This window comes from Pseudanabaena minima str. Chao 2107 (assembly GCF_051131155.1).
GTDB classification, from domain to species: Bacteria; Cyanobacteriota; Cyanobacteriia; order Pseudanabaenales; family Pseudanabaenaceae; genus Pseudanabaena; species Pseudanabaena minima.
Genome location: NZ_CP159508.1, coordinates 2,738,323 through 2,760,671, shown reverse-complemented (window position 1 = coordinate 2,760,671; position 22,349 = coordinate 2,738,323). Strand labels below are relative to the sequence as shown.

Here is a 22,349-nt window from a genome sequence, read left to right as displayed (position 1 = left end):
ATTACTATAAAAGATAACCACATCACTCATAAAACCCCTATGGAAGAGATTAACCTATTCCGCGAAAAATTGCAGCAACATCTGCAATGGAATGCAGCAAGACTAGCCTTTGTGTCCATATTTTTAATCGCGCTAATGCGAGTAAAGACAGTAAATCTAGCGGAAATTGCCACAGGATTTAGCGGCAAAGCCAAAGTCGAATCACACTATAAGAGATTACAGAGGTTTTTTCGAGACTTTGAGGTGGACTATGAAAGTATCGCCCTCATGGTTGTAAAAGTAATGAAAATACCTGAACCATGGATAATTTCCATAGACCGCACCGATTGGAAATTCGGTAAGACAGTGTTTAATGTGTTGACATTAGGGGTAGTGCATCATGGTGTCGCATTCCCCTTGGTATGGATAATGCTGGATAAAAAAGGTAATTCAAACACTCGTGAACGCTGCGAATTGTGGAATCGATTTCTAGAAATATTTGGAGCCTGCAAAATCGACTTTTTGTCCGCAGACCGAGAGTTTGTGGGTGGTCACTGAGCCTGCCGAAGTGTGAAGAATGGCTTGACTATTTGTTGTGTGACCCATGTACCCCATTTAGAATCCGCATTCGTAAAAACACCTTGCTCAGTGATGGGCAAAAAGAACTGCGAGCTGACGTTTGTTTTCAAGATCTCCAAATTGGTCAATCGAAAGTGTTGTCCAAACCGAGAAAAGTGTGGAACCATTGGCTTCGTATAGCCGCTATGCGTCTGGAAGGTGGCGATTTGTTAATTGTTGCTACAGCTCATGACCCTGATACTGCTATTTCTGACTATGCCAAGCGTTGGGCTATTGAGACTCTGTTCGGTTGTTTTAAAACCCGTGGCTTTTGTTTGGAGTCCACTCATCTTCAAGATTCGGAGCGCCTCTCTAAACTAATTGCTTTGCTTACTCTGGCTTTATGTTGGGCTTTTTCTTCTGGGCTTTGGCTAGCTCAACTACATCCCCTCAAGCCTAAAAAACACGGTCGTCTACCTAAAAGCATTTTTCGTCTTGGTTTTGATTTCCTTCGTCCCATCGTCTTTGACATTCACCTCAATTCCGAAGCCTTCTTTAACTCGGTTAAATTTTTGTCCTGTACTTAGATAGCAATCCTAAATGAGTTGTGAGAAAAAGCCATAGGTAAAAAGCTTTGGGAAATTAAAGATTTGTCGATGAGTAAAAAACTCAAAAAAGAACTTAACTGTCGCAAAAGATTTACATAAATGATAGAACTCACGAATGAAGCGCTTTGCTTGTAACCAAATATCTTCAATAGGATTTTGTTTGGGATCGTTAGGTGCAAAACGGATACAAGTAATTTTCCAATCAGACTCGTCAAGCTCTCGATTGGTTTGAGCAAGATAATATTTTACCTCTTGAGAACGATGATAACTAGCACCGTCCCAGATGATAGCAATTCGCTTGCCTTGATTCTGACTTTGTAAATATTTTAGAAAAGACACAGTACTTTCAGAATTACCTGCACTAGCCAATTGAATTACACATTCCTGTGTATACAGGTTCACAGCCCCATAATAGGTCTGTCGCTCTTTTTCATTAGTGATGGGTATTTCAATCCGTTCTTGCTTTTTGCCCCACACATATCCACAAATATCTCCCCATAATAAGTGGCATTCATCAGCAAAAAATATCACTAATTTCTCAGTAATGATTTCAGCACGATGCTTGGCTAGCTATTCTGTAATTTCTTCTTTTTTTTGAATGATAGTGCGGTCTGCTTTGGGGTTATGCTTTTGCGTCTTTTTCCAGCTAATTCCCGCTTTTTCAAATATGACGTAATAGCTTTGCTTAGACTCAAATACTACGTTGTACTCATCCTCAATATATTCTTGTAATTCGACCAAGTTCCAATAATTCTTAGCCTGTAACCATGTGTTAATAGCTTCGTTTTGCATTTCGCTTAGATATCCTGACTTACCTTGATATCCTAGCAATAATCCTTCTAATCCTTGCTCTACATATATTTTCGTCCATTTGCTGATATACCCCGAACCCACTCCCAAAATATCTTTAATCTCCCGATGCTTATATCCTTCGAGATACATTTGTACCGATACACCTCTTTTTAGTTCTCTTGCATCCCGATTTGCCTCGATAAATTCTTGCAGTTCTTCGGTCATTTTTTTCTCTTCTAAAAATATTTTCCTGATTTCTACTTTCTCACAACTCATTTAGGATTGCTATATGCAGCAAGAGTCTCTTCTAGTTCTGTAACAGCTCTACTACATCCAACTACATTAGCCCACTGTTCAAGGACTCGTATTCTGTTGGTAGTTCCTAGTTCTTGCCCACCAGAATATGCTTTCCAAGCAGCATCTAAAGCCTCCATAAAACTCCACAGGGGATTAACAATGATTTTCATGAATTTTGAAATTTACTATCTAATTGGTCAGGCTAAAGCTGTACAAAACTTACTCTAAATCATTATTGTCATGGCTTATTTGATTGCTTTAGCGTGGTATAGCGATCGCCTAAGTATTGCTTAGGTATTACTACGGGCTATAATCAACCGCAAGTCTATAAATTTTTCTAAATATGTCGTCTTCAACCCCTGACGTACCAGCGAGCGAGTCTCGCGAGGCACGCACCCGCCAAATGCTTGGAATGAAAGGTGCGGACATTAAAGAAGCTTCGATCTGGAAGATCCGCTTGCAATTGATGAAACCGATTACGTGGATACCCCTGATGTGGGGCGTACTCTGCGGTGCAGCTTCCTCTGGTGAGTTCACATGGTCAATTGAAAACGTATTTCGATCGCTACTTTGTATGCTCATGTCAGGACCTCTACTGACAGGCTATACCCAGACGATTAACGATTACTACGATCGCGAAATTGACGCAATTAACGAGCCATATCGTCCGATTCCATCGGGAGCAATTCCCCTCAATCAAGTCATTGCTCAGATTTGGATTTTATTACTCGGCGGCATTGGTGTAGCGGCGATTCTCGATATCACCGCAGGTCATGCGGACTTTATCATGACCAAATTAGCGCTGGGCGGCTCATTCGTTGCCTATATCTACTCTGCGCCACCTTTGAAGCTCAAACAGAATGGTTGGCTGGGTAACTATGCTCTCGGAGCCAGTTATATCGCCCTACCTTGGTGGGCAGGTCATGCCCTCTATGGACATCTCAACTGGACAGTAGTAATTGTCACTTTGATTTACAGCTTCGCAGGTTTGGGAATTGCCGTAGTTAACGACTTTAAGAGCGTTGAAGGCGATCGCGAATTAGGATTGAAGTCTCTGCCCGTAATCTTTGGTGTGCAGAAGGCGGCATTAATCTCAGCAACTGCGATCGATGTCTTCCAAATTGGCATTGCTGTCTATTTAGTTACCGTAGGCGAACAATTACTAGCCAGTCTAATTGTGCTGTTAGTAATTCCACAGATAACCTTTCAAGACATGTACTTCTTGCGTGATCCCCTCAAGAATGATGTGAAATATCAGGCTAGCGCTCAACCATTCCTTGTAATTGGTATGTTAGTTGCAGGGATCGCTATGGGACATGCAGGTATCTAAAAATAAAGGGGGCGCAAAATGCGTCTCTTTTATTTTTGGAGGGAAATAGCTCCTACAGGGTGATTTAGTGATGCTGAATGTTGCTTATCATCTATATGCAAAGAGAACCGATACATCAGATAAAATTTGCCAATATTCATGATTAAACATAAAGTACGAAGACAGCAATTGTCGAACAAACAATTAGATAAATCATTGAGCAAGGGCTTAGTTGCTGTAATCGGTACTTTGCTGGTTTCTTGTTCTGCGAACGCTCCTCAAGGTGGCGGATTTGGTGCTGTTCCCGTGCCAATCGCCCCCGTAGAGTCAGGCACAGTTACAGATAGCTCTGATTATGTGGCAAATTTGCAATCACGCCAGTCGGTAACTTTACAGCCGCGAGTTGATGGCTATGTGCAGGAAATTTATGTTAAGGCAGGTGATCGCGTAGAAGCTGGCACACCAATTTTACGGATAGATCCTGCTAGGCAACAAGCCGTTGTGCAGCGATCGGTAGCAGCCGTAGCGACATCTCAAGCTGACTATGAAAGTGCCAGAGCAACTCTAGCTCAATTACGCGCCCGTAAAGAATCAGTTCTATCCAGTGTCGATTTTAATCAAAAGGAATTTGATCGCTTTTCTAAATTGACCCAAGAAGGTGCGACAGCCAAACAAAAACTTGATGAAGTTGCGAATAGTTTGAGAAATGCCAGAGCTGAACTAGGTCAGATTGATGCTCAAATTAATGCTCAGCAGGCAAGTATTAACAGTGCTGCTACTAGAATTGAAGAAACTCGCGCTGGGGCTATTCAAGAAGAAGTGCAACTAGATTTCTATACAGTGACTGCTCCTTTTGCAGGGATTGTCGGTGATATCCCGATCAAAGTTGGCGATAATGTGAATAGCACTACACAACTGACAACGATTACGCAAAATCAAGTATTAGAAGTGCAGATTTCAGTTCCCATTGAGAACGCACCACGTCTGAAGATGGGGCAATTAGTGGAGCTATTAGACTCTCAAGATAAGCCCCTTGTCAAAGGGAATGTTGCTTTTATTTCGCCGAGTATCAATCCTCAAACTCAATCAGTCTTAGTGAAAGCTAATTTCAATAATGGAACTAACCAACTAAAAGCTAATCAGTTTGTTAGGGCAAGATTGATTTGGGATTCGCGTTCTGGTGTGTTAGTTCCAACTTCAGCCATTTCTCGTCTTGGAGGTCAAGACTTTATCTTTGTAGCAGAAAATAGTTCTGCTAATGGTAAAACGCAATTAGTCGCTAACCAAAAACCGATCAAACTAGGAAAAATCACTGGCAATAAGCAAGAGGTATTAGAAGGCTTAAAACCTAACGACAAGATTGTGGTGTCAGGTATTCTGCAATTACAAAATGGAGCGCCGATCGCACCATTACCTGATGCTCCTAAGCAATAAAAAAAGCCTCGCTTTGCGAGGCTTTGTGATTTACAAAAGGCTTGTTAAACTTATTAACTCACCTTACGCAGATAGAATTCTTTCGATAGCGGAGGTTTGGGGCTGGCACGGGGGCACAGCCCCTACAGAACATGAATTATTCAGGTAGGGGCAATCCCCCCGTGGTTGCCCTACTTGTCTAGCAGCAATAGATTCATCGTCTGCATTTTGCGTAACATTAGTGATTAAAACGTAATTGCTCAACCTATAGAAAACAATGATTTGAGAGGATTCAAAGCGATAAGAATGGACTCAAAAGCAGAAAAGCCTTGTCTTTTTCCAGTATTGACAATGGAACGAACAGCCGCAAATAAGTCACGCCCCCAATCGGAGCGAAAACCATTCGTAACTTTTCTAAAAATGACACTCCAACGTAAAGCCTGTTCGCTAGAGTTATTAGTTGGCGGGATGGTGTGGTCATCCAAAAACAGAAATAAGTTTTCTCGTAATTCTAGATATCGCTTCTGTAATCTAAGTCCATCTTCTTGAGTAGGTAACAGAGCTAAAATATTGTCGAGGTCTCGATACAATCGACATCGATATTGATAACGAGTAGAGTCAGCTAAATCCGACCATCGCCTTCGCAGCACCAAAGCTCGTAGCAGCAGCTTTTTCATCCTGCCAGAGAAAATCTGGTCTCCTGCATCAATTCCATACTGACAATCTCTGAGTTGATGGGCAAGACAAACTTGCCATTCTGTCGCTGGATTGGTCTTTTGGGCGCTAAACAAATCTGATACCCACACCTCTGGTTGATGCTCTGCCATCACTTCGGCGATGACATCTGCGCCTCTAGACGGTCGGATGATATGAAAACATACTTGTTCGTTCTGAAATACCCATTCCCATTGATTTTTACCGTTTACCCTTGCACTGGTTTCGTCACTGCATACTAGACGAGATGTTTTTAGGGCTTGGAGTATTCCTGTCACCTCCGACTCTAGTTGTCCTTTCACCCTTGTTAAGAGATTGGCGATACCTCCTTCTGATATCTCTAAGCCAAATACTTCACTCAGCATTTGCTGCATTCTTCCATAGCTTATACCGTGACTGTATCTCATCGTTGTCACTAGGGCAGCTATTCTTTCTCCAAAGGGACTTCCTACTTCAAGTCCTACGGGTAATGCTGCGATTTGTTCCTGTCCACAATGCTCACACTTGCATCCATACCTTTCGATTCTGGTAACGATGGGCTTGATTGGTGGTATATCGATCTTGTCGTATCGTTCCAGTAATACCTGCATTGATTCAGCGATCTCTTTCCCACATTCTGCACAACTTTTTACAGTTGCTTTGAGCGTTTGGTCTGGATTTTCACTCAGTTGACGACCTCCTCCATCTCTTCCTATACTTCCTGCTCGTTTGCCTTCTGTTTCTTCTGGATTATTGATTTCCGCTTTAAATCCTTTGGCTGGTGGCAAACTTGAGTTCTTTGAAGTCTTCTTTGGTTTCTTTTCTAACTGCTTCTGTAGTTTTTGTAGTTCTTCCCATAACTTAACTATCAAGGCTTCTTTTGCCTCGTCTGTTAGTTCTTTTAGGTTGGGTAGTTCTTTCATTTCTTTAATTTATCAGCTTTTGCCCCTTTGTCAATTTTCCTACGTTGAGCTATTACATTAAAACTTAGAGTTAGCATTGAGATTTTTAGACTGTTCTAAAGCCGTAATCTGTTTCTGTATGGAAGGAGAATACAAACGGAGATAGTTCCAATAATTACCTAAAACCTTGGACACATAATCTCTAGTTTCGTCATAGGGAATATTATTGACGAACTCATCGGGATCGCCTACGCCCCTTGCTTCCACCCATCTACCCACTGCTCCTGGTCCTGCATTGTAGCTAGCTACCGCCAGCATCGAGTTATTGCCATAGCGACCATGGGTATAGTCTAGATACCAAGTTCCAAAGTTGATGTTATCTTCTGGTCGATCAAGGTTATAGCTATTCACGCCCTTTTTGCTAGCAATCCATGAGCCTGTATCTGGCATGATTTGCATCAAGCCGATCGCTCCAGAACGAGAACGAATTTGTGGCTCAAAGCGAGATTCTTGACGCATTAAGCCGATGACTAGGGCGGGGGAAAGCTTGCGTTCATTTGCCCAGTTGGAAATTAAATCCCAATAATGGAATGGATAGAGAGAATGGATATAGGCAGGATGCTGTTTCAGTTGCAATATTTCTGCTTTTTGAGCATTGGAAACATCAATCCAATTCAGACTTTCAAGAGTTCTGATACCCATCAGATTATCTTGATTGGCAACCCTTAATACACCATCCGTAAAGATTTCCTTGGGTCCCAGATTACGCTTACCACGCAATTCCGTTAACCATTGCGATCGCGCATCTCGATCTAGACCGAGGATATATAGCTCTTGTAGTTTGGCTGATCCCGCAGGCAAAGGCTGTCTGGCACTAGGTAAAGAGATCGCGGGTGCAGTATACCTTGCTGTGGTAAAAGTACCGACGTTCCAACCGAGAGAACTTGCCGATCTCCATGCATAGTAAGAATCAGGATGTTGACGGATGGTAAATTCAAATAAAGTCTTGGCTTTAGCTTTATCACCAATTTGATTAGCCCATTTACCAGCCCAAAAACTTGCCTCAGCCGTGAAGTCACTGTTAGGACTATTGGCAATTAATGCGTCAACTGTGGCGATCGCATTCTTGATTTGTCCGCTTCTTGCTTGCCCCTTGGCAATGCGCCAGCGCAATTCTCCCGCATCGTTGCTACTACCATAGCGATTTAACAATAGATTGCGAACATCGCTGGCTGCTTTAGGACTACCAAGTTTATCTTGCAAAATTGCAGCCTTAATCCCTAGGGCTTCCCCTGCGGTATCAGGATAATTGGCGACAATGCGATCCGTAGCGGCGATCGCTGCTTGAGGGGATTCAATCTGGGTAAGCCGAATTAAAGCGCGAGGCGCTTGGGGACTTTGAGGGAATTGCTGGACTACCCGATTGTAAGCAACGATTGCTGCATCAATTTGTCTGCCTCGATGCAGACTACGCGCATAATTATAAGCAGTGCTGGGATTGACTGTAGCGCGACTGTAAGCATTGGCAGCTTTGCCAAATTCAAAATTATGGTAATATCCCTCAGCGATTGCCCACCATTGGTCGCCCGTGAGTGATGGTGAACTCGCTACTAGACGATTTAAGATCGGCACAATCTCTTTAGAATCACTAAAATAAGTCGCCAAATGTGCCATCAGATCAACTCGATTTGGCGTTTGCGCGAGTAGACGCAATGCGACTTGTTGCGATCGGGGATGAGATGGAAAGTTTTGTAAAAGCTGTTGATTTTGTCCAAGAGCAAACATCGCTTCGGCAGCCGTCGGGCTATCAGGGAATTTAGCTAAAATTTGTTGCCAAGTTGCGGTTGCCGATGGGAGATTGCGGAGTTGAGTTTGAGCTTGTGCGCGTTTGAGGAGAATGTAATCAGCCAAAATTGGATATTCTGTTTCCAATTTATCAAGGGCAGCGATCGCCTCACGAGGCTTACGGTTGTTGAGATGGATATCCGCAATCACCAATCGAGCACGAACACGATCAATATCGCTATTACTAGAACTTTGCTGTTTAGCCTGAGTTTCTAATTTGGCAAGTCTCTGATCAATAGGGGTATAGATTAGTGGATCAAAGGATTTGCTATCTCGGTTATTTGCTAGGCTAGCGTTCAATGTCAGATCAGAATCTGAAGAGGCGGTAATTAGTGGGGCGCTAGCTCCTGCTAATGTAGCACTGAGCATAAGCACGATTGACCAACGCATTAATTTTCTCATCCCGATACGTTCTTGATGCTGAGCATCCTAACATTTTTCACAGGTTGACTTATAGCACTTTTCGTAAAAAAGAAACGACGCTTTGCGTCGCTTCTTTTTTATTTTATATTTTATGCTTTGGTTTTCTCAAGCACAAAGTTACTAAGCGATCGCTGAATTGATACGACAGGAATTTGCGAAATCGCTTCCGTTGCAAAGGCATAGGTCAGTAATGTCGCCGCACTCTCGGCATCGATCGCCCGACTTTGGAGATAGAAGATTTCCTCAGCATCCAATTGGCTGACCGTTGCACCGTGAGCGCATTTGACATTATCCGCAAAAATTTCTAACTGCGGTTTGGTATCCACTCGCGCCTTGCCCGATAGCAACAGATTACGGCTTAGCTGTGCAGAATCAGTCTGCTGGGCTAACTTCGCAACTTGAATCTTGCCATTAAAGACCGCATGAGAACGTCCATCGGCAATACATTTGTGCAGTTGCTTGCTCGATCCGTGCGGATAGTTGTGGGCAATGCAAGAATGAGTATCAGCTAATTGCTCATCATCAATAAAAGCTAAACCTGTGAGCGAAGTTTCCGTTTGTTCCGCCATCTGATGCACAGTCAAATTTTGACGGGAAATCTTTGCGCCAAAGCTAATCGCTTGATTTTTATAGACACTATTGCGAGCTTGGGCGATCGCGGTAGTGTTGATATGAATTGCTTCGTTACCCTGCTTTTGTACCTTGGTGTGATTGACCTGAGCGCCTTCCGCCACCCAAACTTCCGTCACTGCATTAGTGAAATAGAGGTGATGATTCTCGCCCACAAAGGTTTGCACAAAGGTCAATTGGCTATGGGTTTCCGCAATAATCAAACAACGAGGCTGGGTGATTAAAGTTGCTTCACCTGCTTGGGGAGCAGAGATAAAGAGCAATTGCACAGGATTCTCGACCACCAAATTTTTCGGCGCGAGAATTATCGCCACATCTTCCATGCAAGCCGTATTGAGACTCGCAAAAAAATCATTAGCATCGGGATGCTGTGCGAGATGTGATCGCAACTTCGGCAAAATGCGATCGCCTAGAGATTCTAATGTACCGATAACTAAGCCTTCCGTTACATCGCTAGTATCGGATAAGTCCTTACGATACTTTCCATTCACAAATACAAGACAGTTGCCTAAAGATTCTGGCGCGATATTATTGGCGATTAAGGCTTCAAGGTTAGCACTACGGGAAGCGATCGCTGGTTGATTGGCAAAAGTCAAACTCCCCAAAGCGGAAACATCGGTATATTTCCATTCTTCATCTTTAGTGGTGGGGAAAGATAGGCTTGCTAAGCGATCGCTAGCCAACTGACGCAGATTACCCACAAAATCACTAGTATCTTGATTAGGACTTGCAATATCAGAGCGTAAACCCACAACCTGAGCGACAAACTGTTCGCTATTGACAGCCAATTTACTGCGCGTACTTAACGCACCCTTAAATTCCGCTTGATCTTCTAATTGTTCAGAAACTTGAATAGCCATTATGCCAACACCGCCTCTTCTTCTTTGAGCCAGTCATAGCCTTTCTCTTCTAGCTCTAGCGCCAAGTCCTTACCACCCGTGAGAATGATCTTGCCATTCTCCATCACATGAATGAAGTCAGGAATAATGTAATTGAGCAAGCGCTGATAGTGGGTGATCACGAGAGAAGAATTATGAGGTTTGGAGAGCTTATTCACACCACCCGCTACAATCCGCAATGCATCAATATCTAGCCCTGAATCCGTCTCATCCAAAATTGCTAAAGTCGGATCAAGAATTGCCATCTGCAAGATTTCATTGCGCTTCTTTTCGCCACCCGAAAATCCTTCATTGACGCTACGGCTCAAGAATGATGGATTCATTTCCACAATTTCCAACTTCTCTTGAATGAAGTCATCAAAATCAATAATATCTAACTCTTCTAACCCCTTATGCTTTCGCAAATTGTTGTAGGACAATCTCAAAAAATCAGAATTAGTTACCCCCGGAATTTCCAGTGGATATTGAAAAGCTAAAAATATGCCTTCTCTAGACCTAATTTCGGGTTCTAAATCTAAGAGATTTTTGCCCTTATACCAAATCTCGCCACCTGTGACGGTATAGGCAGGATGTCCTGCTAATACTTTGGAGAAGGTGCTTTTACCTGATCCATTGGGGCCCATAATCGCATGGACTTCACCAGACTTAATTTCGAGATTTAGCCCTTTAAGAATCTGGACTCCATCCACTTCCGCAGTCAAATCCTTGACCGATAAAATTACTTCACTATTTTCGACAATCATCTCTTTTCTTTTAACAGTTACTTAATATTGTATAGCGTTTTGCATGACTGTGTACTCATTTGCAAAACAAAAAACAATCAGAGTAAGGGTTTGCGCTTTTGATTTTGCCGTAGGCAAAATCAAAAGCGCTATACTTATGTAGTAGATAGATATTGACAGAATAAGAGTGAGAAACTATGTCTTACAGTGCTTTTACGTTACGCAAAGCGAAGGAAGAACTAAATCTCAATTTTATCGAAGGGGTCAGATTTTTACCTGATTTAGATGTAATTACTCCTAGCGCCAACCTGGTTGAATTTTTACAAGAAAGTATTCCGCTAGCGATCGCTATGGGATCAGAAAAAGCGCGATCAGAATTAATTATTTCGCCGATTCTATTTGAAGTGAGAAAACAGCTTGATCGTCAAATTAGCTTTTTTTCGGGAGAAGAGTTTAATGTTGATGAAAGTATTGGTTTAAATGGGGTTTGTGACTTCTTGGTTAGTCGTTCAACTGAGCAACTTTTTGTAGAAGCGCCTGTAGTTGCGATCGTGGAAGCAAAAAAGGATGACTTGAAATCTGGTTTAGGTCAATGTATTGCGGAAATGGTTGCTGCTCAAAGGTTTAACTTGAGTCGAGAAAATGCGATCGATATCATTTATGGCTGCGTGACTAGTGGTAATCGCTGGTTATTTTTGCAATTGAAGGAACAAAACTTAACCATAGATTTAGAAGAATATGTCGTTCCTCCTGTCAATTGGTTGCTCAATGCTTTGGCATGGATGTGCAAACCAGATCTAGGTCAATAACTAATCTAATAAATATTCATCTTCAAAAACTTCTTCCCAAGTTATCGAAGAAATACCTGACTTACAACCCATCTCAGCTTCGGCTTTGCGCTTTGCTTTGATCAAAGCCTGATCCCAAAGGGATTCGATAAACTCACGATTGAGACTAGGCATCTCTTCTTGACTTTCCTCGATCGCATCACGGGCATCAATAATAGAAACTATCCAACTACGACTACGCTTATTTGGTTGGGTTTTCCACTTAATGATATGCATCATTAAGCGAATTAATTGACTTCTAAGAGCTTGACGTTCTGATCTTGACATTGCCTCAACTAAAGCATTCAGTGCGGCTTTTGCTTCTTCCGTTTGTCCTTGCTGGAGCAAAGCCTGAGCAGCTTCTGCGGTCTGAAACTGGGAGTTAATTGCCATCATCTTCCAGTCTGTTTTCGGATTTGTTTTGGGATTTGCTAGCATTTTCACACCTCCATAGTTTCAAACCGTTGTTAATAAATGCGTTGGGAATCGTCCAAAACGCGATCGCTTAGACAATAATTACTAGATTATCATTTGATTTTTTAGTGAAATAAAAATAAGCAAACTTTTGTTCCTTGTTAGCTGGGGTGATATGGATTTCGCTTTTCTCAGCTATTAACTTAAAATCCTCTCCTAACTCTGCAATCATTTTCTCTACGTCATACTGCACGATGTCTAGTCCACTACATTTTGTAGCACCTCCAATAGCAAATGCCGCAATAATGAGATGACCACCTGCTCTTAAACTGTTTTTCAAAACATTGACATAAAGGTGTCTATCAGGTGCTTCTGTTAGGAAATGAAAAACAGCCCGATCATGCCAAAGAGAGAACTGATGTGGTGATTGAAACTCAGTAATATCAGCTTCAATCCACTTTATTCTTGTAGCTATATTACCCAGTCTTTTCTTAGAACTAGCGAGTGCATTTTCTGAGATATCTAAAACTGATAAATTTGTAAAATCATTTTTGTATAGATAATCTACTAGCACTGATGATCCGCCACCAACATCAATAATTGCTTCGTTTTTCGCAATCTGAGTACGAAGAATAAGTTCTAGTGATAGTTTTGGCTCTTTTTGATACCAACTTACGTCGGTGGGAGATTTTTCCTGATAGATACTTTGCCAGTGTGTTTTTCTGTTAAACATGATTGAAGATTCTTTGTTTAACCCACGCTATTCTCCAACTTCAAAGCTAAGAGTTTATCTGCTTCAACTGCAAATTCCATCGGTAAAGCATTAAACACTTCCTTACAGAAGCCGCTAATAATCATGGAGACTGCATCTTCTACCGCAATACCGCGTTGTTGGAAATAGAAGAGTTGTTCTTCGCCGATCTTAGAAGTGGAGGCTTCATGCTCAACTCTAGCGGTATTGTTTTGGACTTGGATATAGGGGAAAGTATTCGCCTGTGAGCAGTCGCCGATTAGCATCGAGTCACATTGAGAATAATTTCTTGCGCCTTCCGCTTTAGGCGAAATCTTCACTAAGCCGCGATAGCTATTTTGGGAACCACCTGCGGAAATACCTTTAGAAACGATTTTACTGCGGGTATTTTTGCCAATATGTACCATCTTGGAGCCAGTATCGGCTTGTTGCTTGTTATTAGTAAGCGCAACCGAGTAAAACTCGCCAACGGAATTTTCACCGACTAAGACACAACTAGGATATTTCCAAGTAATTGCCGAACCAGTTTCTACTTGTGTCCAAGAGATCTTAGAATTCTTGCCTTGGCACAAGCCGCGTTTAGTCACAAAATTATAAATTCCGCCTTTGCCATTTTTATCGCCAGCGTACCAGTTCTGCACAGTGGAATATTTGATTTCGGCATCATCTAGGGCGACTAATTCGACAACAGCGGCATGGAGTTGATTAGTATCAAACATTGGTGCTGTGCAGCCTTCAAGATAGCTAACATAAGCTCCTTCTTCAGCAACGATCAGGGTGCGCTCAAACTGTCCAGAATCACCATTGTTAATGCGGAAATAGGTGGACAAGTCCATGGGGCATTTCACGCCTTTGGGGATGTAAACAAAGGAACCATCGCTAAATACGGCGGCGTTTAGTGCCGAGAAGTAGTTGTCAGCGATCGGGACAACGCTTCCTAGATATTTTTTGATGAGTTCGGGGTATTCATGCATCGCTTCGGAGATCGAGCAGAAAATTACGCCGACTTTGGCTAAATCTTTTTTAAAGGTAGTCGCTACGGAAACACTGTCAAAGATTGCGTCAACGGCAACATTGGCGAGGCGCTTTTGCTCAGATAGAGAAATGCCTAGCTTCTCAAAGGTATCGAGGAGTTCGGGATCGACTTCATCGAGGCTTGCCTTTTTCTTGGACTGCTTGGGTGCGGAATAGTAGACGATATCTTGATAATCGATCGCTGGATAATCTACATGCGCCCAAGTTGGTTCTTGCATCTTTAACCATTGGCGATACGCTTTGAGGCGAAATTCCAGCATATATTCTGGCTCATTTTTCTTAGCCGAAATCATGCGGACGACATCTTCGCTAAGCCCGCGAGGAATCGTGTCCGACTCAATAGACGTAACAAATCCGTATTTGTATGGTTGGTTGACAAGTGCTTGAACCGTTGCAGTCATGTCAGTTAAGGCTCCTAGTGATTAACTTTTGAGTATTTTTTATGCTTTGCATAAGAAATATTCTTACTAAAACAACTTACTTGTTTCTTTACTCATTGTACGGTACATTAGCAACATACAAGTTGTCAAAGTCAATTTTTTTATAACTTTACAACTTCAGCCAAAGTAAATCATCACGCGAAGCGTGATGATTAGCCGCTTGAATTGCCATCAGGAGCTTATTTCATGAAAACTCCCATCGGCGTTGCTGAGATGATTACGCCAGACTTAAAGCTAGATCAACTAGATCGTAAGTTAGATAAAAGCGTGGATAAAAGCGATGCCAAGCCTGAAACTAAACATGACACTAAGCAAGATATTTTGCAGCATTTGCTAAAGCGTGGCGAAGTGACCGCCCAAGATTTAGCAGATCAGCTAGATATTAGCCCCCAAGCAATTCGGAAGCATTTAAAGGATTTGGAGGCTGAGGGGCTGATCTATCACACTGCTGAGCAGGTGGGCATGGGCAGACCGCAGTTTATCTATGCTTTGACGGTGGCGGGGCGTGATCGCTTTCCCGATAGCTATAACCAATTTGCCGTAAATTTCCTAGATACGCTGATCGATACATTAGGCAAAGAGCAAGTATCTGAGGTGTTGCAAAAGCAGTGGCAACGCAAGGCACAAAATTATAAATCGCAACTTGGAGGAGGTTCGCTAAAACAAAGACTAGAGAAATTAGCCGAAATCCGCCGTTCTGAGGGCTATGTAACGGAGTGGTTTCCCGTGGAAGGGAATAGTCAAGAACAGCAAAGTTTTATTTTTACGGAATATAACTGCGCGATCGCCCATGTGGCGGAATCTTTTCCCAGTGTTTGTGGACATGAATTAGAAATGTTTGCCACAGTTCTCGATTGTCCAGTGGAGCGAACTCACTGGATGGTCAATGGCGAACATCGCTGTGGATATTTAATTCAGGAGCAAGTTGTTAGCTGCTAGCCGTTAGCTTCACAAATAGAGATGATTTCGATTAGCATAGATATTAGTAGTTATAGTTTCTATCAAATGTGACATTTTAAATCACATTCCTTAAGCCTAGTAGTTTTGAGATAAATCAAAGAAAAATATGAGTCTAACTTTAACCAAAGATAATGTTGAGAATGTTCTTGATGAATTGCGCCCCTATTTGATGTCCGATGGTGGCAATGTGGAACTTGTAGAAATCGAAGGACCAATTGTGAGATTACGTTTGCAAGGTGCTTGTGGTTCTTGTCCTAGTTCAGCAATGACTCTGAGAATGGGGATTGAGCGCAAATTAAAGGAAGAGATTCCTGAAATTGCCGAAATCGAACAAGTTTTTTAAGTTTACTTTTGCTTAGCTACTTACAATCAAAATAAATAGAGTCGGCGCTTCGCGCCGACTCTATTTATTTTGATTGAAGGACAAGCCCAAACCCATCAAATAAGTGGCGGCGCTTCACGCCGCCACTTATTTGATGGAGAAACCTTACATTAACGTGAGTTCGATATCGCCATTTGCGGCGTGCGAAGCACGCCGCAAATGGCGAAAAAAAATGGTAAGAATCGCTTAGCGATTCTTACCATTTTTCGCTTTCGTCGAACTGACGTTACATTACTAAGTAGCTAGACATAAGTAAACTAAAAACCGAGAAGTTTGTTCCGCCCGCGTAGCGGGCGGAACAAACTCTGGTTTTGGGTTTTAATTATGTTGAGCTACTTATAGTCTCAATCATCCGATTAGCTTGGGAGCCGTAACCTCCTCCAAAGAGATTGAAATGATTGAGAATGTGATAGAGATTATAAAGAGTCTTGCGTTGTTGATAGCCTGAATCTAATGGATAAGCTATTTGATAGGCTCGATAAAACTGAGGTGGGAAGCCGCCAAATAACTCAGTCATAGCAAGATCAACTTCGCGATCGCCAAAATATAAAGCAGGATCAAAAATAACAGGTTCGCCATCGACAAAGGCAGCATTGCCACCCCAGAGATCGCCATGCACCATTGAAGGCTGTGGTTGGTAATCATCAAAAAATCTCGACAGAGCCTTATAAATTTTTTCTTCAGCAATATTGCATCGCCAACCTTTACGTTGAGCCAAACGCATCTGGAAGGCAAGCCGATATTCAATCCAAAAATCAAGCCAACTATGAGTCCAGTTATTAATCTGTGGCGTTGCGCCAATTACATTGTCGCGATCCCAGCCAAATCCGCGATCACTAGTTACGCGATGCATTGCAGCAAGATTGTGACCCATCGCTTCCCAATTTTGGTGACCGCCTAAGTCAAGATTTTCCATTACTAAATAAGCCACGTTACCAGCGATCCCCCAGCAGATTGGCTGTGGCACGCGAATTGTTTGGGTAGCATACATTTGCTTGAGGGCGATCGCTTCAGCAGCAAACATATCTAAATAGTTAGGGGTATTAGATTTTACAAAAAATTGCCGCCGACCATCGGATATTCGAGTTGCTTGATTGATACAGCCACCAGACTGAGCTTGACGGCGATCGCTGATAAAGCGCTCTCCCGTTGTTTGCGAAATGGCGATCGCGATTTCATCCCACATAATTTTGTCCACAATTCGGTAGAGTTTGAGAGAGCATTCTCAATAAAACGTAACCCTAAAATCTAGAGACGGTTCGTATACTGAGAACTAACACTATTAATTGATTGATTACAGTAAATTTCGATAAACCTAAAGCCAAATTTTTTAGAAGAGCGACGCAAAGCGTCGCTCTTCTAAAAAATTTAGTATTGTAGTACAGCCTTAAAAATTATCCTAAGTTGGTGAAATATGATGAATGACATTGGTAAATACCGCTTTGTTTGTACCCTCACCCTCAGTGATATTTTGGGTCAGGTGATTGTCTGGTTAGGCGTGATTTTTGCGGCTTTAGCATCAGCGCTTTCGTTAATGAGTAAGCCTGTTTATTCTTTTGGGGCAGTGGGTTTGATTGTGGTAACTTCTCTCCCTTTTTTACTCTTCACATTCGTTACGACATTATTTAATCACATTGATATTGTGCCTCTAACAGAAGAGGAAATTAAACAAAATAATTCCAAAATATCAGGTGTCCGCAAAACTGCGATCAAGGCTTAAGTTGAGTGCAATTTGCTACAAGAAGGGTGGGCTCTAAGCGCCCACCCTTCTTGTAGCAATTATTATAAAATTTGTTTTTTTTAAGCCGATTGGTGTTTCCAGCGCCGAAGGCGCTGGAAACACCAATCGGCTTCATGATGAATGCTGCACTCTTCTTGATACTGTAGACATTATGAGCATTGTTTGCTAAACCATTAGCTAAGAATTTAGTAATGAGGTTTTAACTACTGTGCGTCAGCTTAATTTTGTAGTCATTTTTATCGTTGCTCTAGCTTTAGTACTGTTTGCCCTAGAAAATACGTCACCCGCATCGATCCAAATCATCCCTCAGCTTAAAGTGGCTGCGCCGATCTCCGTCGAACTGATTTTAGCAATGGGGTTAGGTGCAGTTTTAGCTTGGATATTTAGTGTTTGGTCAGGATTACAAAAATCGATTGAAATGCGGAATAAAAATGTGCAAATCCAGAATTTGCAAGAAACTGTGCAGAATTTAAGCGTGGAGATTGAGGAGCGTAAGCGCTTGGTCTCCGCCTCAGCGATCGATGTTGAAATCGATGAAGACAAGTCTAAAAACTAAATTATCTGAAATAATAAGGGCGCATCTGCGCTCTTTATTTTACTCAAATTAGATTTTCTGACTATTTCACCGCAATCGATGATATTTTTAAACATCCGCTTCTTGTAAGCTCCATGACCCTATCGATCGCTGAATCAGTTACCAAAGATGCCATAGCCCTCCTAATTGATCTTGCAGAACGAGGCGAGATTGATCCTTGGGATGTGCAGGTGATCGATGTAGTTGATCGCTTTTTGTCACGGTTAATTGTCAGTGATCGCCGCGATTTATATGATTCAGGTCAGGCGATGCTCTATGCATCGATGTTGGTCTTACTCAAAGCCAACTCGTTATCGGATATGCAATCAGCCTATGATCAAGAAACTAATGCCGATGATGATCAGGGGGAACTCGAGACCGAGATTGTCACTGACTCAATGCGCTTGCCCACGGATTTTGATAAACGGTTGCGTCGCTTGCCTGTGGCTTTGCCCCCAAAAGCACGACGGATCACCCTAGAAGAGTTAATCGCACAGATTGAGGCAATCTCTGAAATTGTTGATCGCAAAACTAGTAAACCCACCAAACGCCCAAGCCAAAGCAAAGTTGCTCGTAAAGCTGCTATGAAGGCGATCGCCCAGCTAGCGCACAAAGAAAATTTATCGGAGATGGTCGAGGAGATTGAGCGTTATTTTTTACTGCATCCTGATGAAGAGATTGAGATATCTGATCTCGCAGCAGTATTTAATGATCGGGTGGGTGTATTTTGGGGCTTGTTGTTAATGTCTTCTCAATCCAAAGTGGAGTTATTTCAATCAGAGTTTTATGGCAAAATTCAGATTGTGCCAACGATTAAATCGCCAACAATCAAAGAATTGCCATTTCCTAATAGTTCAGCTAATTCCACAGTAGAATCTACTCAGTTACAATTGAAATTTGCTGAATTAAAAGAAGTTTCGTGAAACATCTAATTTTGTCTGACTATCATTGCCCTCAATACTTGGTAACGAAATTTTTTGTGGGAGTAAGTATCATCTTCCTCAGTCTAACTAGTCCTGTGTCTGGGTCTTTAGCTCAGGTAAACAACACTGTTTATAAACCAACTGCGATCATTAGTGGTGTAGACGTGAATGATATTCTTACGGATAAAGATATTCCGACAGGACAGAAAGGATTTGCCCGTGACTACATAATTAATGTTCAAAAAGATGAGCGGTTAGAAATATCAGTAACTTCTGGTAATTTTGATACGGTATTGAGTCTTTTAGATAATAAAGGCGAAGTTGTTGCTGAAAATGACGATGCTGTTGGTGATAACACCAATTCACTGATCTTTTTTAAAATACGTCAGTCGGGAAATTACATTGTCCGAGTTTCTTCTTTTGGGGGTAGTAGTGGCGGTAAGTTTACGCTTAGAGTTAACAAGCTCCAAATTGTCAAATAGTTGCGATGCGAATCCCTGCAACTATTTGAGGGTTATGATGCTTCATCGTTATCCATAAAAGGTTTCTCATGGGCAGGTTTGATACTTCGCCAAATGTAGTCACTATAGTCTTTGCCATCTAGTAGAGAGAACAAGATCGTATGATTTTGGCAGGTTAAAATATGCTTTGCCATCTCTTTGCGATCACTGCGATCTACTACTGCAATAATCCGCTCAAAGTCACCCTTGGCAGCATCTTCAATTTGTTGATATTGATCAATGAGGTGCGCCTTAGTTTCTTTGACCCAATTGTAAAACTCATCAGGAACGCGCTCTAAAATATCCTCAAAGGGAGTTTGATCGCGCAGCATCTCCCAAATTACTTTGCTAGTAACTTGAGTCAGTACACGATGCAATTTCACATAATCAGTAAACTTAAACTTCAGCCGCAACCCACTAGCAAAGCGAATTACGAAGCCCTCTTGATTCTGATTATTGAGACTCGCGATCGCTTCTAGATCTTTTAATCCATCATATTTTTTTGCGATGGGAAATCCCAAATGCTGAAACGACTCAATGGCATGTTCTTTTCCCGATGCAGTTTCAATTACTGCCAATAATACTAAACCTTCAAAGTCTCCATAATCGACAACTATGCGATTAGCAGGATAGACAATCTCAAATAGATAGGTTAGCGATCGATCTAGTAATGGAATTGCATTTGAGTACCGTGATATCAAGATTTGGTTAGCTTTAATTGCTTGGTCAGAGTTAAAGCTGCCTCTAGAGGCAATATAGGGCTGATCTTGATACCAATATAAAATCCCTAGAGAACCATCTATCTTCTCATATACCTCAAAAGGTTCTGCGGGAATAGATTCTTTATGTTCTTGCAGATTAAAGAATTTAGATAAAGGGCGAGCCGCGATCGCTCCATCACGATCCAGAATTAATCCTCGACATTGGATCGTTTCAGGAGTCCATAGGCGATCGTACTGCGCTTTGGCTGTGTAGTTATAGATAAATAGCTCACCACTAGAATGAGCGCGTTTGGTGATATATCCTTCAGTAATTAGTTGATCGATTTTCTCCAAATTAATGGCACTCATTCTATAGTCCTTAATAATATTAAATTACTGCAATCATACGACGAGGAGAATTGCTACTTTTCAGCACCGCAAGTGCCGAAAACCTTAAAATCGGTTTTGATGAAAGTCAGCCGACGGCTGACTTTCATCAAAACCGATTTTTTACAATGAGAATTGCTGAGAGAACAGAGACAAAGTATTCCTCTTCTCTTTTTACTATATTACTCACTTTACGCAGATAGAATTTCTGCAATAGCTGAAATTTGGGGCTGGCACGGGGGATTGCCCCTACCTGAATAATTTATTCTGTAGGGGCAATCCCGCCGTGGTTGCCCTTCTTGGCTAGTAGCAGGAGATTTGTCATCAGCGTTCCACGTAACATCAGTATATAATCAAGGCAATCAAACTAAATTTAGAGAAATTTAGAATTATGACTGTGGCAACAGCATCGAAACCTTTGAAAGTGTTGATTGTTGAAGATGATCCACTGATCCAACTTGGATTAGAGCAATCACTTTCTCAACAGCCAAACATTACTGTAATTGGCATCGCAGAAGATGGTTACATCGGTGTAAAAATGGCTCAAGAATTACATCCTGATATCATTGTGATGGACATTGGAATGCCTAGACTAGATGGAATTTCAGCAACTCAGAAAATCAAGGCTGCTTCACCTAATGTTCATATTGTGATGCTTAGCTCCCATACCGATGATACCGAAATTATCGCGGCGCTATCGAGTGGAGCCGATGCCTATTGTGTCAAAGGCACATCTACTGAGAGTCTTTTGGCAGCCTTTGCCGCCGCTAAAGATGGGGCAACCTATCTCGATCCTCAAGTTGCTCGCAAAGTGATGGATCATCTCAAGCCACCGACTCAACCAGACAACACTTCGCACCTATCGCAACGGGAATTAGAAGTGCTGAAATTAATTGTTGAGGGCAAGAGTAACCCTGAAATTGCGAAAACACTTTACCTTAGCCCCAACACGATTAAAACCCATGTGCGCGGGATTATGAACAAGCTATCTGTTGACGATCGCGTCCAAGCCGCAGTTGTGGCTTTAAGATCAGGGCTAGTAAATTAAGGTAAAAACGCTGCTATGTGCCGTCCTTACTTTGTAGATCGCATAGCGATTGGTAATAAAGCTATATAATTAAGGCTGATCTACAGAGCAACAAAATAGAGTAAAACCGTGGCGCATACCTTTTTAGTGCAACCTGGGAAATGGACTCTCGAAGGTAATTGGGTAGAGCGAGACTCCATGCCAATTCAAGTCAAGGGTAGAACTTTAGTAGGTTGGTCAAGAGATAATTTTTGGTTCACTATGGTCACTAAGTTGACTTTCCCCAACAGCGATCGCGAAGAATTAACCATGGCTTACAAAGGGAGAATTGATTCAGATGAGCGTCGGTTTACCTTTGTTGTTGACGATAGTTCCCTTGGTAAGGTTGAGGGAGAGGGGATAATTGGACCAGAATCAATTATTCAACGTTATTGGGTAATGGGGGACAAAAAAATGCGAACAGGTTTTCAGACTCTTTACCGTCGAGATAATAATATTTATTCTTTAGCTAGTGGGATTATTGCAGGTCAAAATCTCGAAAGCACAATGGAAGCAGTATTGACCCGTCATATGGATTCATAAAAGAAGCGGACAAGGTAATGTCCGCTTCTTTTATT

At 42.0% G+C, this 22,349-nt stretch carries 21 protein-coding genes and 2 pseudogenes; 12 read left to right on the top strand and 11 right to left on the bottom strand.

What is annotated here, in order from left to right; translation table 11 throughout:
- The first annotated feature begins 39 nt into the window (after positions 1 to 39).
- Positions 40 to 1,124 (top strand): annotated as a pseudogene (locus tag ABM313_RS12550) (IS4 family transposase).
- Between the two features lie 9 nt (positions 1,125 to 1,133).
- Here the strand turns inward: ABM313_RS12550 and ABM313_RS12545 are convergent.
- Positions 1,134 to 2,162: pseudogene (locus ABM313_RS12545) on the bottom strand (IS630 family transposase).
- 47 nt (positions 2,163 to 2,209) lie between these two features.
- Positions 2,210 to 2,404, bottom strand: coding sequence for a hypothetical protein (locus ABM313_RS12540; protein ID WP_434683543.1), 195 nt, complete (start codon positions 2,402 to 2,404; stop codon positions 2,210 to 2,212).
- Positions 2,405 to 2,577: 173 nt separating this feature from the next.
- Between ABM313_RS12540 and chlG the strand changes: the two genes are divergently transcribed.
- Positions 2,578 to 3,564 carry a chlorophyll synthase ChlG gene (gene chlG / locus ABM313_RS12535; RefSeq protein ID WP_434683542.1) on the top strand — a complete coding sequence of 329 codons (987 nt, stop codon included), beginning with the start codon at positions 2,578 to 2,580 and terminating at the stop codon, positions 3,562 to 3,564.
- Between the two features lie 138 nt (positions 3,565 to 3,702).
- Complete coding sequence (locus ABM313_RS12530; RefSeq protein ID WP_434683541.1) at positions 3,703 to 4,977, top strand: efflux RND transporter periplasmic adaptor subunit; 1,275 nt, start codon at positions 3,703 to 3,705, stop codon at positions 4,975 to 4,977.
- Positions 4,978 to 5,216: 239 nt separating this feature from the next.
- Here the strand turns inward: ABM313_RS12530 and tnpC are convergent, their stop codons facing one another.
- From tnpC to sufC, 4 genes are all read right to left on the bottom strand, one after another.
- Entirely contained in the window at positions 5,217 to 6,572 is a 1,356-nt protein-coding gene (gene tnpC / locus ABM313_RS12525) for an IS66 family transposase (RefSeq protein ID WP_434683540.1), read from the bottom strand.
- A 57-nt stretch (positions 6,573 to 6,629) separates the two neighbouring features.
- A complete protein-coding gene (locus tag ABM313_RS12520) occupies positions 6,630 to 8,798 on the bottom strand; it encodes a transglycosylase SLT domain-containing protein (RefSeq protein ID WP_434683539.1) in 2,169 nt (722 codons plus the stop codon).
- Between the two features lie 110 nt (positions 8,799 to 8,908).
- Positions 8,909 to 10,309 (bottom strand): Fe-S cluster assembly protein SufD, encoded by a 1,401-nt coding sequence (sufD, locus tag ABM313_RS12515; protein ID WP_434683538.1) that lies wholly within the window; start codon positions 10,307 to 10,309, stop codon positions 8,909 to 8,911.
- Positions 10,309 to 11,091 carry a Fe-S cluster assembly ATPase SufC gene (gene sufC, locus ABM313_RS12510; RefSeq protein WP_434683536.1) on the bottom strand — a complete coding sequence of 261 codons (783 nt, stop codon included), beginning with the start codon at positions 11,089 to 11,091 and terminating at the stop codon, positions 10,309 to 10,311. The genes sufD and sufC overlap by 1 nt, the downstream gene beginning before the upstream one ends.
- Positions 11,092 to 11,267: 176 nt before the next feature.
- Here sufC and ABM313_RS12505 point away from each other — a divergent pair, with 176 nt between their 5' ends.
- Entirely contained in the window at positions 11,268 to 11,879 is a 612-nt protein-coding gene (locus ABM313_RS12505; protein WP_434683535.1) for a hypothetical protein, read from the top strand.
- On the opposite strand, the gene ABM313_RS12500 is transcribed toward ABM313_RS12505, so the two are convergent.
- The 3 genes from ABM313_RS12500 to sufB form a co-directional block, all read right to left on the bottom strand.
- The gene (locus tag ABM313_RS12500; RefSeq protein WP_434683534.1) at positions 11,880 to 12,335 is read right to left on the bottom strand and encodes a DUF29 domain-containing protein; all 456 of its coding nucleotides are present in this window, start codon (positions 12,333 to 12,335) and stop codon (positions 11,880 to 11,882) included.
- Between the two features lie 67 nt (positions 12,336 to 12,402).
- Complete coding sequence (locus ABM313_RS12495) at positions 12,403 to 13,044, bottom strand: class I SAM-dependent methyltransferase (RefSeq protein ID WP_434683533.1); 642 nt, start codon at positions 13,042 to 13,044, stop codon at positions 12,403 to 12,405.
- 17 nt (positions 13,045 to 13,061) lie between these two features.
- Positions 13,062 to 14,498: a Fe-S cluster assembly protein SufB gene (sufB, locus tag ABM313_RS12490; protein ID WP_126386301.1), complete on the bottom strand. Its 1,437-nt coding sequence runs from the start codon at positions 14,496 to 14,498 to the stop codon at positions 13,062 to 13,064.
- 225 nt (positions 14,499 to 14,723) lie between these two features.
- Here sufB and sufR point away from each other — a divergent pair, with 225 nt between their 5' ends.
- Positions 14,724 to 15,476 carry an iron-sulfur cluster biosynthesis transcriptional regulator SufR gene (gene sufR, locus ABM313_RS12485; protein ID WP_434683532.1) on the top strand — a complete coding sequence of 251 codons (753 nt, stop codon included), beginning with the start codon at positions 14,724 to 14,726 and terminating at the stop codon, positions 15,474 to 15,476.
- Positions 15,477 to 15,603: 127 nt separating this feature from the next.
- Positions 15,604 to 15,840: a NifU family protein gene (locus tag ABM313_RS12480; RefSeq protein ID WP_126386298.1), complete on the top strand. Its 237-nt coding sequence runs from the start codon at positions 15,604 to 15,606 to the stop codon at positions 15,838 to 15,840.
- 361 nt (positions 15,841 to 16,201) lie between these two features.
- On the opposite strand, the gene ABM313_RS12475 is transcribed toward ABM313_RS12480, so the two are convergent.
- A complete protein-coding gene (locus ABM313_RS12475) occupies positions 16,202 to 17,065 on the bottom strand; it encodes a fructosamine kinase family protein (protein WP_434683531.1) in 864 nt (287 codons plus the stop codon).
- Between the two features lie 231 nt (positions 17,066 to 17,296).
- On the opposite strand from ABM313_RS12475, the gene ABM313_RS12470 reads away from it, so the two are divergent.
- The 4 genes from ABM313_RS12470 to ABM313_RS12455 all read left to right on the top strand — a co-directional run bounded on the left by ABM313_RS12470 (position 17,297) and on the right by ABM313_RS12455 (position 19,599).
- The gene (locus ABM313_RS12470) at positions 17,297 to 17,599 is read left to right on the top strand and encodes a hypothetical protein (protein ID WP_434688464.1); all 303 of its coding nucleotides are present in this window, start codon (positions 17,297 to 17,299) and stop codon (positions 17,597 to 17,599) included.
- 229 nt (positions 17,600 to 17,828) lie between these two features.
- Positions 17,829 to 18,176 carry a lipopolysaccharide assembly protein LapA domain-containing protein gene (locus tag ABM313_RS12465; RefSeq protein ID WP_434683530.1) on the top strand — a complete coding sequence of 116 codons (348 nt, stop codon included), beginning with the start codon at positions 17,829 to 17,831 and terminating at the stop codon, positions 18,174 to 18,176.
- 113 nt (positions 18,177 to 18,289) lie between these two features.
- Positions 18,290 to 19,117 carry a segregation/condensation protein A gene (locus ABM313_RS12460; RefSeq protein WP_434683529.1) on the top strand — a complete coding sequence of 276 codons (828 nt, stop codon included), beginning with the start codon at positions 18,290 to 18,292 and terminating at the stop codon, positions 19,115 to 19,117.
- On the top strand, positions 19,114 to 19,599 hold the full coding sequence (locus ABM313_RS12455; protein WP_434683528.1) for a PPC domain-containing protein: 486 nt from the start codon (positions 19,114 to 19,116) through the stop codon (positions 19,597 to 19,599). The genes ABM313_RS12460 and ABM313_RS12455 overlap by 4 nt, the downstream gene beginning before the upstream one ends.
- A 32-nt stretch (positions 19,600 to 19,631) precedes the next feature.
- On the opposite strand, the gene ABM313_RS12450 is transcribed toward ABM313_RS12455, so the two are convergent.
- A complete protein-coding gene (locus ABM313_RS12450) occupies positions 19,632 to 20,687 on the bottom strand; it encodes a T4 RnlA family RNA ligase (protein ID WP_434683526.1) in 1,056 nt (351 codons plus the stop codon).
- 409 nt (positions 20,688 to 21,096) lie between these two features.
- Between ABM313_RS12450 and ABM313_RS12445 the strand changes: the two genes are divergently transcribed.
- Both ABM313_RS12445 and ABM313_RS12440 read left to right on the top strand, forming a co-directional pair.
- Complete coding sequence (locus tag ABM313_RS12445) at positions 21,097 to 21,753, top strand: response regulator (RefSeq protein ID WP_434683524.1); 657 nt, start codon at positions 21,097 to 21,099, stop codon at positions 21,751 to 21,753.
- A gap of 108 nt (positions 21,754 to 21,861) precedes the next feature.
- Positions 21,862 to 22,314, top strand: a complete 453-nt coding sequence (locus tag ABM313_RS12440; RefSeq protein ID WP_434683523.1) for a hypothetical protein — start codon at positions 21,862 to 21,864, stop codon at positions 22,312 to 22,314.
- The last annotated feature ends 35 nt before the right edge of the window (positions 22,315 to 22,349 follow it).